This window comes from Rhodoplanes sp. Z2-YC6860, from assembly GCF_001579845.1.
Lineage (GTDB): Bacteria > Pseudomonadota > Alphaproteobacteria > Rhizobiales > Xanthobacteraceae > Z2-YC6860.
Map to the genome: position 1 here is coordinate 7,873,980 of NZ_CP007440.1, position 13,565 is coordinate 7,887,544.

General features: G+C 65.0%; 12 protein-coding genes. 4 read left to right on the plus strand and 8 right to left on the minus strand.

From position 1 onward, the window contains the following. Nucleotides 1-40 precede the first annotated feature (40 nt). Nucleotides 41-616: a BA14K family protein gene (locus RHPLAN_RS36635; RefSeq protein ID WP_068029549.1), complete on the plus strand. Its 576-nt coding sequence runs from the start codon at nucleotides 41-43 to the stop codon at nucleotides 614-616. A gap of 3 nt (nucleotides 617-619) precedes the next feature. Here the strand turns inward: RHPLAN_RS36635 and RHPLAN_RS36640 are convergent, their stop codons facing one another. Together RHPLAN_RS36640 and RHPLAN_RS36645 are read right to left on the minus strand one after the other, a co-directional pair. Further along, a complete protein-coding gene (locus RHPLAN_RS36640) occupies nucleotides 620-1,669 on the minus strand; it encodes a hypothetical protein (RefSeq protein ID WP_068029552.1) in 1,050 nt (349 codons plus the stop codon). A 23-nt stretch (nucleotides 1,670-1,692) separates the two neighbouring features. Next, nucleotides 1,693-3,393, minus strand: a complete 1,701-nt coding sequence (locus RHPLAN_RS36645; RefSeq protein ID WP_068029555.1) for an NAD-dependent malic enzyme — start codon at nucleotides 3,391-3,393, stop codon at nucleotides 1,693-1,695. 130 nt (nucleotides 3,394-3,523) lie between these two features. On the opposite strand from RHPLAN_RS36645, the gene RHPLAN_RS36650 reads away from it, so the two are divergent. Further along, nucleotides 3,524-4,378: a polysaccharide deacetylase family protein gene (locus RHPLAN_RS36650; protein WP_068029558.1), complete on the plus strand. Its 855-nt coding sequence runs from the start codon at nucleotides 3,524-3,526 to the stop codon at nucleotides 4,376-4,378. Between the two features lie 66 nt (nucleotides 4,379-4,444). Next, entirely contained in the window at nucleotides 4,445-5,410 is a 966-nt protein-coding gene (locus RHPLAN_RS36655) for a Bug family tripartite tricarboxylate transporter substrate binding protein (protein WP_068029562.1), read from the plus strand. Nucleotides 5,411-5,421: 11 nt separating this feature from the next. Here the strand turns inward: RHPLAN_RS36655 and RHPLAN_RS36660 are convergent, their stop codons facing one another. The 3 genes from RHPLAN_RS36660 to RHPLAN_RS36670 all read right to left on the minus strand — a co-directional run bounded on the left by RHPLAN_RS36660 (nucleotide 5,422) and on the right by RHPLAN_RS36670 (nucleotide 9,225). Next, a complete protein-coding gene (locus RHPLAN_RS36660) occupies nucleotides 5,422-6,426 on the minus strand; it encodes a Bug family tripartite tricarboxylate transporter substrate binding protein (RefSeq protein ID WP_068029565.1) in 1,005 nt (334 codons plus the stop codon). An 18-nt stretch (nucleotides 6,427-6,444) separates the two neighbouring features. Then, the gene (locus RHPLAN_RS36665) at nucleotides 6,445-7,401 is read right to left on the minus strand and encodes a ketopantoate reductase family protein (RefSeq protein ID WP_084246290.1); all 957 of its coding nucleotides are present in this window, start codon (nucleotides 7,399-7,401) and stop codon (nucleotides 6,445-6,447) included. A 924-nt stretch (nucleotides 7,402-8,325) separates the two neighbouring features. Then, nucleotides 8,326-9,225, minus strand: a complete 900-nt coding sequence (locus tag RHPLAN_RS36670) for a DMT family transporter (protein ID WP_068029567.1) — start codon at nucleotides 9,223-9,225, stop codon at nucleotides 8,326-8,328. 100 nt (nucleotides 9,226-9,325) lie between these two features. Here RHPLAN_RS36670 and RHPLAN_RS36675 point away from each other — a divergent pair, with 100 nt between their 5' ends. Continuing rightward, the gene (locus RHPLAN_RS36675; RefSeq protein WP_068032419.1) at nucleotides 9,326-10,207 is read left to right on the plus strand and encodes a LysR substrate-binding domain-containing protein; all 882 of its coding nucleotides are present in this window, start codon (nucleotides 9,326-9,328) and stop codon (nucleotides 10,205-10,207) included. Between the two features lie 258 nt (nucleotides 10,208-10,465). On the opposite strand, the gene RHPLAN_RS36680 is transcribed toward RHPLAN_RS36675, so the two are convergent. The 3 genes from RHPLAN_RS36680 to RHPLAN_RS36690 all read right to left on the minus strand — a co-directional run bounded on the left by RHPLAN_RS36680 (nucleotide 10,466) and on the right by RHPLAN_RS36690 (nucleotide 13,392). Next, nucleotides 10,466-11,203 (minus strand): RraA family protein, encoded by a 738-nt coding sequence (locus RHPLAN_RS36680; RefSeq protein ID WP_068029570.1) that lies wholly within the window; start codon nucleotides 11,201-11,203, stop codon nucleotides 10,466-10,468. A gap of 91 nt (nucleotides 11,204-11,294) precedes the next feature. After that, entirely contained in the window at nucleotides 11,295-12,257 is a 963-nt protein-coding gene (locus tag RHPLAN_RS36685) for a Bug family tripartite tricarboxylate transporter substrate binding protein (protein ID WP_068029573.1), read from the minus strand. Between the two features lie 193 nt (nucleotides 12,258-12,450). Continuing rightward, nucleotides 12,451-13,392 (minus strand): VOC family protein, encoded by a 942-nt coding sequence (locus RHPLAN_RS36690; protein WP_068029576.1) that lies wholly within the window; start codon nucleotides 13,390-13,392, stop codon nucleotides 12,451-12,453. Nucleotides 13,393-13,565: the final 173 nt, after the last annotated feature.

Consider the following 13,565-nt stretch of genomic DNA (forward strand, 5'->3'; position numbering starts at 1 on the left):
CGCTGTTACCCCTCCGATGAGTCAATCCTGGAGTACGACAATGCAGATGAAGAAGACCGGAATCGCGTTGGTGGCCACGCTTGCGACAGCGCTGGCCGCAACGCCTGCGCTTGCGCAACCTCGTGGTGGGCACGGCGGCGGCGGCGGACATTTTGGCGGCGGTGCAGCCCACTTCGGCGCTGGCGACGGTGGGCGCATCGGCGGTGCAGGTTCCAACGGCGCCGGCGCACGGAGCTTTGCGGCGACAAGTCCTGCGGTGAGAACCAACGGCGCGCAATTCGCGGCCTCGCGGTCGGGTAACTGGTCCGGACGTAACTGGAATGGCGGCGGTCGTAGCTGGCATCGCGGTGGACGAGGATGGGGCGGCTTCGGCGCAGGCGTCGCGGCCGGCGCTTTGATCGGCGGTGCGTACGGTTACGGCTACGGCTATCCGTCGTACTACGGGGATGACTACGCGTATTATGGCGACGACGACGCCTACTACGGTGACGCCTACGCGGCGGCGCCTGAATACAGCGGCGGCGACTCGGCGTCGTGCGCGATGCGGTATCGCTCGTACGATCCGGCGAGCGGCACCTATCTCGGCTACGATGGCCTCCGCCACCCCTGCCCTTAGCCCTTAAGCCTCGAGCGCTTTCGTGTGGGCCGCGAGCAATCCGGACAATCGTCCCGGATCGCTGCGGCCCATGCCGCATTCGGTCCCGATGCCATCGACATGGGTGTGACGGCGCGCGGCGGCGAGCCGCGCCTTGTCGCCCGCCGCATCGTTGTGATGGATCAGCCCGAGATAAAGTTCGGTCCCTGAACCGAGCTTCAGTCCCTTCAGCGGCGCGTAGTACGCGTCGTCGGTGCGCGACTTGATCACCGGCATATGGATGAACTGAATCGGACGCTTCACGCGGGCCGCCACCGCGTTGGTGAGTTCGACCATGATCCCTGAGTCCTTCGGCAGCACCATGTGCTCATCCGCCGGACTGCCGTAACAAAGGTGATAGCCGAGTTCGATGCCGGCCGGCACCGCGTCGCCGATCTCGGTCAGCACGTTGACGGTCTCGGTGCGGAAATCGACCGGGCCCTTGTCATAGTAGTTCTCCCAGGCCAGCACCTCCTGGCACACGTCCCATTGGATCGCGATGCGGTCGTTGGGCAGCGTTTTCGCGATCTTGCGAATTTCGCCAATGAAATGCTGAGTCAGCGGCGGCAGGAGCTTCGGCCGGTCGGACGGCACCATGTTGTTGTAGGTCGGCGCGATCGGCGTCGGGATCGATATCTGGAACTTCACCCCGTCCGGAATGTCGCCCGTATTCTGCAAGCGTTCGAACACCGCCCAGGATGCGATCGCCATGTCGGCATAGCCGGTGTCGAAGGTCGCGGGATCGATCGCGGCGCCGGGCTTCACCCGGAGCCGCGTGATTTCCCGCACCACCTTGCCGTCCCACTGCGTGAACTTGAACGGCGGCTCGCCCTTGGCCACTTCGATCGCCGAGTTGCCGGCCAGCACATCCTGGATGAACTTGATCCAGCTCTTGCGGATGCCGGTCTCGCCATCGGGCAGCCGGACAAGATGCGGGCCGACCGCCTTCGACAGCGTGCGAAACACGGTTTCGCTGTCCGGCAGCGGAATGCTGCCGACGAAATGCACGATCGGTTGCTTGCTGCGATCAGCCACGATGACGGCCTCCCTGCTTGTTCTTATGAGCCGCGGCGATAAGGCAGATAGCGCGGCGTCCACATCTTGGCGGCAATCGCCGCGTCGATCTCGTCCTCGTCGATGTCGGGCGTGAGCCCTTCCTTGATGGCCTGGATCGCGACGGCGCGTGCGACCGCAACCGAAATGTCGCGAAGCTCGGTCACCGGCGGCAGCAGATTGCCGTTCGGATCCAGCTTTGCCGGCGACATCGCGGCGAGCGCTTTCGCAGCCGCCATGAACATCGCGTCGGTGATGCGGCTCGCCTGCACGGCAATCGCACCCAAGCCCACACCCGGAAAGATGTAGGAGTTGTTGGTCTGATCGACCTTGAAAGGCTTGCCGCCACGCATCAACGGCGGGAACGGACTGCCGGTGCCAATCACGGCGCGGCCTTCCGTCCAATGCTCGATATCCTGCGGCGTGGCTTCGGCGCGCGAAGTGGGATTCGACAGCGGAAAGATCACCGGCCGCTTGTTGATCTCCGCCATCATCCGCACGATCGGCTCAGAGAACGCGCCGGGCTGTCCCGACACGCCGATCATCGTCGTAGGCCTGGCGTTCCGCACCACGTCGGCGAGCAGCACGCCGCCGGGCTGATCGAGCTTCCACGACGCCGCAACCGAGCGGTCCTGCACGAACGGCCTCTGGAACGGCACGATCGAGTTCATTCCCTCGACCAGCAGGCCGTCCATATCGACCATGTAGAAGCGCTTCGCCGCGTCCTTGGCGCTCAATCCCGCCTCGACCATCGCGGCCATCAGCAGCCCCGCGATGCCGCAGCCGGCCGAGCCCGCGCCGACGATCGTGATGCGCTGCTCGGTCAGCGGCACGCCGGTGACAGCGATGGCAGACAACAACGTGCCGGTCGCCACCGCCGCGGTGCCCTGGATGTCGTCATTGAAGGTGCAAAGCCGGTCGCGGTAGCGGTCGAGCAGCCGTGTGGCGTTCGACTTGGCGAAGTCTTCCCATTGCAGCAGCACATGGGGCCAGCGCTCGGTGACCGCCGTGATGAACTCCTCGACGAAGTCGTCGTACTCGGCGCCGCGGGCCCGCTTGCATTGCCAGCCGATATAGATGGGATCGGCCAGCCGCTCCTCGTTGTCGGTGCCGACATCGAGCAGGATCGGCAGCGTGGTGGACGGGTGAATTCCGCCGCAGGCGGTGTAGAGCGACAGCTTGCCGATCGGGATGCCCATGCCGCCGGCGCCCTGGTCGCCGAGGCCGAGAATGCGTTCGCCGTCGGTGACCACGATGACGTCGATATGGTCGAACGCCGGATTGGCGAGGATCTGCCGGATGCGCTTTTTGTGCGGCATGCTGAGGAACAGGCCGCGCGGCTTGCGGAACAGCCGGCTGAAATCCTGGCAGCCAGCGCCCACCGTCGGCGTGTAGACGATCGGCAGCAGCTCCTCGATGTTTTGCGTGAGCAGCGCGTAGAACACCGTCTCGTTGGTGTCCTGAAGCTCGCGGATGAACGCGTAGCGTTCGAGATCGGTGGCAAAACCGCGCAGCACCTGAAGCCTGCGCCAGACCTGATCGTAGAGGGTCGCGACACGGGGCGGCAGCAGGCCGTGCAGTTCGAACTCGTCGCGTTCCTGCTCGGTGAACGCCGTGCCCTTGTTGAGGAGGGAGTCGGAGAGCAGCAACTGTCCGGAGAGCGGCGTCACCAGGACCGACGGCTGAGCGGCTGGATGTTTAGACATCGGAAGCGTTCAAAACTCGATAACCCTTGGCACATAGTGGCCAAGCGGGCATGCAATGTCACGCCGAACGGCATGGACTTGTGCGCCCGGCTTATGCAGGAATCGGCGCCATGTCGAGGGAGAATAACGTATGAGCACTGCCACACTCGCTTGGCCAAAGGGCCACCGCACCGCTGTCGTCGTCAGCGTGCTGCTGGAAACCTGGAGCGAGGGCAAATCGCCGAGCTATTTCCCGCGCACCACGCCGCTGCCCCCCGGCTCCAAGGACATCGCCGGCATCAACTGGGCGCAATTCGGCGGCAACGAGGGCGTGTGGCGGTTGTCGCGCAACCTCTCGGACCTCGGAATTCCTTCGACCTTGTTCTGCAACGGCCGCAGCGCCGAGGTCTGGCCCGAGGCCGTCGCGGCATTCGCCAAGGCGGGGCATGACGTCGCGGGCCATGGCTATCTGCAGGACCAGACGCTGTTCTCGATGAACTCCGACCGCGAGCGCGAAACCATCAAGAAGACGCTCGACCTGATCCAGAAGGCCGCGGGCAAGCGCCCAACCGGCTGGCTGACGCCGATCTACGGCCATTCGGAGAACACGCTGGAATATCTCGCCGAGGCCAAGGTCACCTGGTGCTCGGACGCGCTCGACGCCAGCGTCCCGTACTGGAAAGAGACCAAGGCCGGCAAGGTGCTGATGATCCCGTGGAGCGACTTCGTCGACAACCGCACGCTGCGCGCCAGCCCGCGCGTCTACTTCGACGTCTACAAGGACATGTTCGACTATCTCTACGCCTGCGAGCCCGGCGCGCTGATCAACATCGGCGTCCACAGCCACTTCGGCGGCCGCCCCGCGATGACCGCGGTGTTCCGCCAGATCCTGGAATACTTCCGCAGCCACAAGGATGTCTGGTTCGCCCAGCATCACGAGGTGGCGAAGTGGATCAAGGACGAGGGCATCGAGACCACGAGCTACGCGTCGCGCTTCAGCAAATAAGCCGTTCAAGAAACTCCGCGGTCCGGCCAACGAGACCGCGTCAAACTTTGGAATGGGAGAACGTCCATGCTTCGATTGGCTCTGGCGGCGGCCGCGCTTCTGGCGGCGACCTTCAGCGCGCAGGCACAACAGGATTGGCCGAACAAACCGGTGAAAATCCTGGTGCCGACCGCAGCCGGCGGAACGGCGGACGCGACCGCGCGGCTGTTCGCGCAACATGTCAGCAAGACGCTCGGCCAGCAGTTCTATGTCGAGAACCGCGGCGGCGCAGGCAACACGCTGGGCATCGATTCGGTGGTGCGCTCGCCGGCCGACGGCTACACGCTGCTGCTCGGCGCCGGCACGATTGCGATCAACCATCTGATCTACAAGAAGCTGCCCTACGACGTGCTGCGCGACCTCACGCCTGTCACGCAGATGATCTCGCTGCCCAACGTGCTGGTGGTGCACCCCTCGCAGCCGATGAAGACGCTCGCCGATTACATCGCGGCCGCCAAGGCAGCACCCGGCAAGATCAACTACGCCTCGGCGGGCGTCGGCAGCAATCTGCACATGGCGATGGAGCTTTTGCGCTTCCGCACCGGCATCGATGTCACCCACGTGCCTTACAAGGGTGTCGGTCCGGCCTTGCAGGACACGCTCGCCGGCCACGTGATGTCGATGATGTCGAACGCCGCCTCGGCCAAGCCGCACATCGTTGCGGGCAATCTTCGCGCGCTCGGCGTCACGTCGCTGAAGCGTTCGGCCGCGCTGCCGGACGTGCCGACCTTCGACGAACAGGGCGTGAAGGGCTACGAGGTGCTGAACTGGTTCGGGCTGTTCGCGCCGGCCGGCACGCCGAAGGAGATCGTCGATCGTTTGCAGGCGGAAGCCGCCGCGATGATGAACGACCCCAAGACCCGGGAGATGATGACCGCCGAAGGCGCCGAGCCGGTGGCGAGCAAGCCCGAGGTGTTCGCCGCTTTCGTCAAGGACGAGATCAGGAAATGGGACGAGGTCGGCAAGGCCGCGAACATCCAGCCGACCGAGTGAACTGCGGCCCATCAATCGATCTTCAGACCGATGCTCTTGATCAGCGGCCCCCAGCGCTCAAGGTCGTAGCGGATGTACTGTTGGACCTTCTCCGGTGTCGAATCCGGGTCCGGCCGGTAACCCGCATCGATCAGCTTTTTCTGGAACGTCTGATCCGCCATCGCGGCGCGCGACGCCTGGCTTAGGTGCTCGACAACGGACTTCGGTGTTCCGCGCGGCGCAAACAGGCCGATGAACACGAACACGATGAGGTCCGGGACGCCTGATTCCACCGCCGTCGGAATGTCCGGCGCAACAATCAGGCGGCTGGGGCTGGTGACCGCGAGTATCTTGAGCTTGCCCGACTTGTGCAGATCCAGGATCTGATCGGTCGCGGGCTGGATCAGCATGGAGATCTGCCCGCCGATCGTGTCGGTGATCAGCTGGTTGCCGCCGCGATACGGCACGTGGGTGATGCCTGGTGTCTTCGTCAGCGACTTGAACATCTCGCCGGTGAGATGCCCCATCGAGCCGATGCCCGCCGAACCGAACGTCACCTTCTGCGGATTGGCGGCCGCATAGGCGACAAGCTCCTTCAGCGAGCCGACCGGCAGCGCCGGATTGACGGCCATCACGAAGGCCGAAATCGCGAAACTTGAAATCGGCACGAGCTCCTTGACCGGATTGTAGACCGGCCGCCTCTTGAGCAGCATTTCCAGGACGAACGCGGTCGTGGGCGCCACCAGCAGCGTGGTGCCGTCCGGCTTCGCCCGCGCGACTGCCACGCCGCCGAGCGCGCCCGCGCCGCCGCTCTGGTTCTCGATGACGAGCGTGCCGAGATGCGGCCGCGCCGTTTCGGCCCACAGCCGGCCGACGAAATCGGTGCCGCTGCCGGGCGCAAAGGGCACCACCAGCCGGATCGGCTTGTTCGGGACTTTGTGCCGGGAAAACAGCGCGGCGTTCGCCGCGGACGGCGCACCCGCGGCCATGAGCCCCAGCGCGAGAAAATCGCGCCGCTTGATCGTCGATCGGTTCATTTTGCCCCCCGCTTTTCCTCAGCCGCCCGGCGCAGCCGATCCGGCCTGCTCCAGCAATTTGATCAGTGCATTGAGCGTGCCATTGACCGGCGTCGGCACGCCGAGCGCCCGGCCCTGCTCAGCGACCGCGCCGTTGAGATACGCGACCTCGGTCAACCGGCCCTTCGCGATGTCTTGCGCGGTTGACGATCTGGTCTGCGGCATCGAATCCGCGAGCTTCATCGCGGTCTCGATGATGTCATCCGGCAAGCAGATGCCCTTGGCCTTGGCGACCGCAACCACTTCGGCTGCGGCGTCGCGCATGATCGCGTTCACCTCCGGCATCGCCACCATTCGGGCATAGGCCGACCGGCCCAGCGCCGAGACCGCATTGTAGGTCGCGTTCATCAGAAGCTTGATCCATAGATCGGCTTCGATGTCGTCCGATGTCTTGACCGTGAGGCCCGCGCCGCTGAACGTCGCGGCGATATCGGCAAGCAACACGCCATCCGGTGCACGTTCGCGAAACGCCTTCAACTGACCGATGACGACGTTGCTGCCGCCGGTGTGCCGGACCACGCCAGGCTCGGGAATATTGGCCCCGACATAGACCAGCACCGGGATCACCTGATTGCGGATGTGCCGGCCGATGCGTTCGGGATTGTCGACGCCGTTCTGCAGGCTCAGCACGACGGCGTCGCGCGCAAGATGCGGCGCTATCGCGGCGGCCGCCGCTTCGGTGTCGAAGCTCTTGACGCAGAACAGTACTAGGCTCGCATCGCGAACGGCGGAGACATCGACTGTCGCCGCAAGCGAAATCCGCTGTTCGCTGCCGTCAGCGAGAAATTGCAGGCCGCTGCGCTTGATCGCGTCGACGTGGCCGGCGCGGCCGATCAGCGTCACCGGATGGCCTGCGCGGGCAAGCAAACCGCCGAAGTAGGAGCCGAGCGCGCCGGCTCCCACCACTGCGATTTTGGACTCGGTGATGTTCGTCATCGGAGGAACTGAAGCAGACCTTTCAGATGCTGACCACTGTCGGTCGCAGGCGCGCATCGGCGCACAGATGGCTCGCGCCTCTATCAACAGAGGTTGTCGTCACTCTCGGACGCATGCGGCGTAGGGTGTTTCGATCAACAAAGGTGGTCGTCACTGCTGGGTATGCGCGGAGTATCACACCTCGATCAACGAAGGCGGTCGTCACCCCCGCGCTCGACGCGGGGGTCCACACGGTGACGCAACGACGCGCGTTCTTACGACTGCCTTTGCAGAGGCCGCTCATGGATTGCCGGGCCATAGGCGAGCGAAGCGACGCCGTCCTTCGGACGGCTATGCCCGGCAATGACACCGCCGTCGGATTGGCGTCGGTGGCATCCTGATTCAATTGTCAAACAGCTCACGCTTTTGCGTGTCATCCAAACATCCATCCGGGCGTGATTCATCGGCCCCTTCAGATCAGGCGCGGGGCCAGCGCCTCTCTCTTTTCCTTCCCCTCACAGAGTGAGGGAGCGGAGCGCCGAGACGGCGCAGATATCTGGGCGCTTTGCGAAGGCGCCCGCGGACCTTTGCGATCAGGCCCGCTCGCCTCCCGGCGCTCCACTTGTGGCGATTTATTGCGAGGCCACCGTTCGAGATTCGATCGGACCGGCTGGGCTTTCACCCACCATGCTCCAGGGGGCATTTGCGCCCGCTTTCACCCGACCGCGCCCTGCCACTGAAGGCGGCCCCCTCATCGGGGACGGACGATGACCTCGCACCCTGGGACGTGGTTACGGGCCACGCCTGCAGGCGCCACACCCCGCTCCGCCAAATAGACGTCTCTAGATGACGCCCTCAGTGAACGGGGCGATTTAAGAATAGCATTTCGCTTAGAACAAATCAAGAACATATTCGTAAGCAGCATTCCGAACCGATCCGAAAACATCATGCCGGACGCGTCACCAGATAGATACCGAGCGCGACCGGCACGATGCCGGCGAGGTCGAGGGACGAGACGTGCTCGCCCAGCAGCAGCCAGCCGAACAGCATGCCGAGCGGCGGCATCAGGAAGTGATACGAGCTCGCCGCGGTCGCACCCGATCGCTCCAGCAGCTTGAACCAGAGCAGATAGGCGAACACCGAAACGAAGAGCACCATGAAGGCCATCGCGGCAGCGAGACGCCAGGTCGGGACGATGTCGCCAACGCTCTCGAACGTGAAGGCGAAGGGCAGGATCGCAAGACCGGCCGAGAGGCTTTGCACGCCGTTGCCGACCCACAGTCCGCCCTTGGGCGCAAACAGCTTGAACAGGATGGTGCCGATCACGAGCGACACCAGCGCCACGAGCGTGAAGGCAATGCCCTCGGGATGATCGAGGCCGCCAGTAAGCCTGCTCTGCACCACGAAGGCCACGCCACCGACGCCGAGCACAAGCCCGAGCGCCTTGCGCACGGTCATGCGCTCGCCGAGGAAGGTCGCGGCCAGCACTGCGGTAAGCACCGGGTTCGCACTGATCACAAGCGCCGAGAGGCCCGCCGAGATGCTTTTGAGTCCGACATAACCGATGCCGAGGTAGGCGGCCTGATTGGCGACACCCAGCGCCGCAAACAGGATGAGATCGCGGCGGCTCATCTTCAGCGAAACGCCGGAGAGCGCGGCGGCCGCGAGCATCACGATCCCGGCGAGCAAAAAGCGGAAGGTGAGCAGCAGCAGCGGCGGGCAATCCGCGATGGCGACCTTGGCGACCGCAAAGGCCGATGACCACAGCAGGCAGAACGCTGTGACCATGAGAGGTAATTTGATACGGATACTGGGCGAGGAAACCGTAAAACTGGCGGCAGTCATGGGAAAATCTCCTGTGCTGCCACGGAGGTAGGCCCAGAGCTTTTCATTTGGAAATTAAATGATAAAATACTGAGCAGTGGATTTCTGAATGAGATATCCGATGCTCGATCTTGAACTGCTGCGCAGCTTTGTCTCGGTGGTCGATGCCGGGGGCTTCACCCGGGCCGGCGAGCGCGTCCACCGCACCCAGTCGACCGTGAGCCAGCAGATCCGGCGGCTGGAGGAAACGGTGGGCCAGCCGCTGCTGCACCGGAACGGCAAGCAGGTCTCGCTCACCGAGCAAGGCGAACGGCTGCTCTCATACGCGCGGCGGATTCTCGCGCTCGAGCAGGAGGCGCGCGAGGTGGTCAGCAAGCCCGCGAGCGAAGGCGTGCTGCGGCTCGGCATGCCCGAGGACTTCGCGGTCTACCGGCTGGCCGAACTGCTTTCGGATTTCACGCGTTCTCGTCCGGGGCTCCGCCTCGACGTGCGCTGCGGGCTGAGCGTCGATCTGCGCCGGGCGCTGGAGCGCGGCGAACTCGATCTCGCGATGTTCAAACGCGACGCCGGCAGCAGCAGCGCTATGGCCGCATCCGTCATCAAGTCCTGGCCCGAGCATCTGCACTGGATCACCAGCAAGGCGCATCCGGTCGATTTCAACCGCGATCCGCTGCCGCTCGCGATGTCGGAGCCGGGCTGCCTCTATCGCCGTCGGATGATCCACGCGGCCGAGTCCGCGGGACGCTCATGGCATGTGGCCTATACGAGTCCGAATCTGCCCGGCATCCAGGCCGCCGTCTCGGCCGGTCTTGGCGTCAGCATCCTGCCCGAACTCGCGATCCTGCCGGAACATCGCATGCTGACCACCAAAGACGGCTTTCCGCCGATCACCGACACCGAGGTTGCGCTCATTGCGGCGCCGGGCGCAACGCCTGCCACGCGCCGGCTCGCCGAAGTGCTGGCCGAATTCCGCTCGGCGGCCGGCCCACGCCGCGCGGCGTAGCGCGCTGAGCATTTTCCGGTTGCCTTGCACCGCGAACCACAACAGCGGTCATTGCCGGGCATAGCCGTCCGAAGGACGGCGTCGCTTCGCTCGCCTATGCGCGTGAGCGCCGTGACCCGGCAATCCATGAGCGGCTGCAGCGAAGGCAGTCGTAGGAGCGTGCACCGTTGCGCCATCGTATGGACCCGCGGGTCAAGCCCGCGGATGACAGCCTGCGTGTTGCGTGGGTGTGCTTCCACGCAAGTGGAAACGCTCAAGCTATCCCTTGTTGTAGAACACCGTCACCGGCACGCCTTCCTTGATGGCGCCGATGCGGGTGTCTTCGCCGCCCTTCTTCTTCTCGCAGAGCTCCAGCACCCGCATGATGTCGGCGCGCGGCACGAACACCACGCCGGTGTCGTCGGCAATGACGAGGTCGCCGGCATTGACGCGAACGCCCGCGATGTCGATCTCGCCGTTGATCTCGACGGTTTCGAGCCGCCATTTGCCGGTGACCGGCGTGATCTCGCTCGCCCACAGCGGATAGCCGCTGGAGCGCGAATGCGCGACGTCGCGGATGCCGCCCATCACGATGGCGCCGCGCTCGCCCTGACGCTGGCCGGTGAGCGCCGAGATGCCGCCCATGTTGGAGACGCCCGGCACGCCCGCGATCACCAGCACGTCGCCGTCCTCGGCGAGGTTATGCGCCTCGAACTCGGCCATCTTGTTTTTGTTTTCGCGGGCGACCACGAAGGGGTCGGAGCGCTGCGCGATGTTGCGCACCGTCAGCGCCGGGCCGCAGATCAGCTTGCCCGGAATCGTGGGTTTCAGCGTGGTCGCGCCGATCGCGCCCTCCGGGATGCCGAGATCGTCCATCACGTCGGAAACGAGACTCGTGCATTCGCCGAGCGCGAGAAACCGCTGCACGGCACCGGCTGGCGGCTTCGGCGTCGAGGTCATGCGAATGCGGTCGGCAGCAATCCGGCCGGTGAGTTTCTTGCCGTTGAGATCGGTCATTGGGTTTCCTTTGGGGCTTCCTCTGGGCGTGTCCCGTCGCGCGTTGGTCGCGAAATCTGGCACAGACCTGCCGGCCTGCGCCATCGGCCTCTCAGTCGAGCTGGATCTTCGCGTTGCGGATGACCGTCGCCAAGCGCTCGGTTTCGGCTGTGAGAAACGCGCGAAACTCGGCCGGCGTGTTGCCGACCGCCTCGGCGCCCTGCTCGGCGATGCGCTCGCGCACCGTGGGCTCGGCGAGCGTATCGACGGCGCTCTTGTGAAGCGCGGCGATGATGCCATCGGGTGTCCTGGCCGGCGCCAGCAGGCCGAACCAGGTGCCGGTGACGTAGTCGAGACCTCCCTCCCGGAAGGTCGGCACGTCGGGCAGCAACGGCGAGCGCGTTTGCGACGCGATGGCGAGCGCTTTCAGCTTGCCGCTCTTCACCAGCCCCAACACCGGCAGGATGCTGGCGAACAGCATCTGCACGTTGTTGCCCATGACGCCGACCGCCGCGGGCCCGCCGCCCGAGTAAGGCACATGCACGATATCGGCGCCGGTCATCGAGCGGAACAATTCGGTTGCCAGATGCGGCCCGCTGCCTGCGCCGTAGGACGCATAGTTCAGCGCGCTCGGCCGGGCCTTCACATAGGCGAGAAATTCGCCGAGCGAATTCACCGGCAACTCGGGCGGCACGACCAGCACGGTCGGCGAGTTCGCGATCAGCGTGATCGGCGCCAGATCGTTGAGCGGCTGGAAGGCGAGCTTGCGATAGAGCGATGGATTGGCGGCGAGCCCGATGCTCGCCATCACCAGCGAATAGCCGTCAGGAGCGGCTTTGACGACCTGCAGGGTGCCGGTGTTGGTGTTGCCGCCCGGCCGGTTGAGCGGCACGAACGACTGGCCGAGCCGCTTGCTCAGGCCTTCGGCGACAAGGCGCGCCAGCAGATCCGTGCCGCCGCCGGCCGCGAACGGCACCACCAATTCCACCGCATGAGTTGGATAGCTCTGCGCGTACACGGGCGATGCGCCAAGCGTCGACAATGCAACGAGCGCAGCGAGCGTGCGATTCAGCATGACAAAACCGATGTGTGCAGAACTGGGTCCCCGCTTCCCGCGGGAATGAACGGTTGATGGTCCGGCGAACTCTTTCCCCGTTCGTCCCCGCGCATAGCCGTCTGAAGGACGGCGTCGCTTCGCTCGCCTACGGCGGGGACCCAGAGCGATACATTCCGAAACTTCAATCAGAGCGGATCAATCCAAGGTCGGCCTACCGGCCCAGCGCCCTGGCCATCACCTGCTCGCAGCGCAGGTTTTCCTCTTCGACCAGATCACCGCCCATCGCCTTGCGGGCGAACTCCGACGGCGCGCCGGCCATCTGCCAGCGGCACGGGAACACGTTCTGCGCCTTCCACCAGTCGGCGTCATGGGCGACGTAGCTGTCGTCGACCTGCTCGACCTCGGTGGTGTATTCGGTGACGAAGCCGTTCGGCTCGACGAAATACGAGAACACGTTGCTGCCCGGGCCGTGGCGGCCGACGCCCCACATGATCTCGTAGCCGCTCTTGCGGACGCGGCCGGCGCCGCGCATCAGCCCGTCGATGTCGGGCATCTCGTAGGCCATGTGGTTGAGCGACGGGCCCTTGCCGCGCGCGAGCGCGATGCTGTGATGGTCCGAGCAGCAGCGCACGAAGTCCATCATCATCGTCGAGTCGGCCCATTTGAAGCCGAGCACATCGAGGAAGAATTTGGTCTGGTTCTCGATGTCGGCGCTGTTGAGCACCACGTGGGTGAGCTTGGTCGGCCGGGTCTTGTCGTCGATCGCGCTGCCGTGGTCGGCGACGTCCGCCGAGATCACGATCGGATGGCCCTCCGGCGTCGAGACACGGAAGCCGTAGCCGCCGCCGGCGCTCTTTTCGAGCTCGCCCGCGGGACCCGACAGCTTCATGCCCATGGCCTTCGCCTTGCCGTGGAGGCCGTCGATCGCGGCGCGGTCGGGCGCCGAGAAGTGCACGCCGAGGAGACCGGCGCGGGGACGTTCACGAAGGGTCAGCACGTGATGATCGCGGCTGGTTCCGCGCAGGTGCAGCGTATCGCCCTCGCCCGAGACGTCTTCGAGCGCCCAGACATTGCGGTAGAACTCGGCGGACTTCTGCAGGTCGTGGACGCCGAGCTCGACGCTGCGCAGGCCATTGATCCGGGGTTCGCTCATGGTTTCCGTCTCCTCGCTCGAATGTTCTGCCGGGGAATCGCTGTTTCCGGCTTGTTGCGGGGGAGATTAGCGCAAAAGCCGGCGGCTGGCAGCCGTTGCGCGGCGCTCCTTGCATCCCTCCCCGGCACGGGCGCTTGTTGCTTTCGCAACCGGAACGGCGCAAATTCGTGAGC

Bases quoted from the DNA above. Each gene is read 5' to 3' on its own strand.
- RHPLAN_RS36675 (WP_068032419.1), top strand. From the start codon at position 9,326: ATGCTCGATCTTGAACTGCTGCGCAGCTTTGTCTCGGTGGTCGATGCC.
- RHPLAN_RS36655 (WP_068029562.1), top strand. From the start codon at position 4,445: ATGCTTCGATTGGCTCTGGCGGCGGCCGCGCTTCTGGCGGCGACCTTC.
- RHPLAN_RS36650 (WP_068029558.1), top strand. From the start codon at position 3,524: ATGAGCACTGCCACACTCGCTTGGCCAAAGGGCCACCGCACCGCTGTC.
- RHPLAN_RS36665 (WP_084246290.1), bottom strand. From the start codon at position 7,401: ATGACGAACATCACCGAGTCCAAAATCGCAGTGGTGGGAGCCGGCGCG.
- RHPLAN_RS36680 (WP_068029570.1), bottom strand. From the start codon at position 11,203: ATGACCGATCTCAACGGCAAGAAACTCACCGGCCGGATTGCTGCCGAC.
- RHPLAN_RS36635 (WP_068029549.1), top strand. From the start codon at position 41: ATGCAGATGAAGAAGACCGGAATCGCGTTGGTGGCCACGCTTGCGACA.
- RHPLAN_RS36645 (WP_068029555.1), bottom strand. From the start codon at position 3,393: ATGTCTAAACATCCAGCCGCTCAGCCGTCGGTCCTGGTGACGCCGCTC.
- RHPLAN_RS36685 (WP_068029573.1), bottom strand. From the start codon at position 12,257: ATGCTGAATCGCACGCTCGCTGCGCTCGTTGCATTGTCGACGCTTGGC.
- RHPLAN_RS36690 (WP_068029576.1), bottom strand. From the start codon at position 13,392: ATGAGCGAACCCCGGATCAATGGCCTGCGCAGCGTCGAGCTCGGCGTC.
- RHPLAN_RS36670 (WP_068029567.1), bottom strand. From the start codon at position 9,225: ATGACTGCCGCCAGTTTTACGGTTTCCTCGCCCAGTATCCGTATCAAA.
- RHPLAN_RS36660 (WP_068029565.1), bottom strand. From the start codon at position 6,426: ATGAACCGATCGACGATCAAGCGGCGCGATTTTCTCGCGCTGGGGCTC.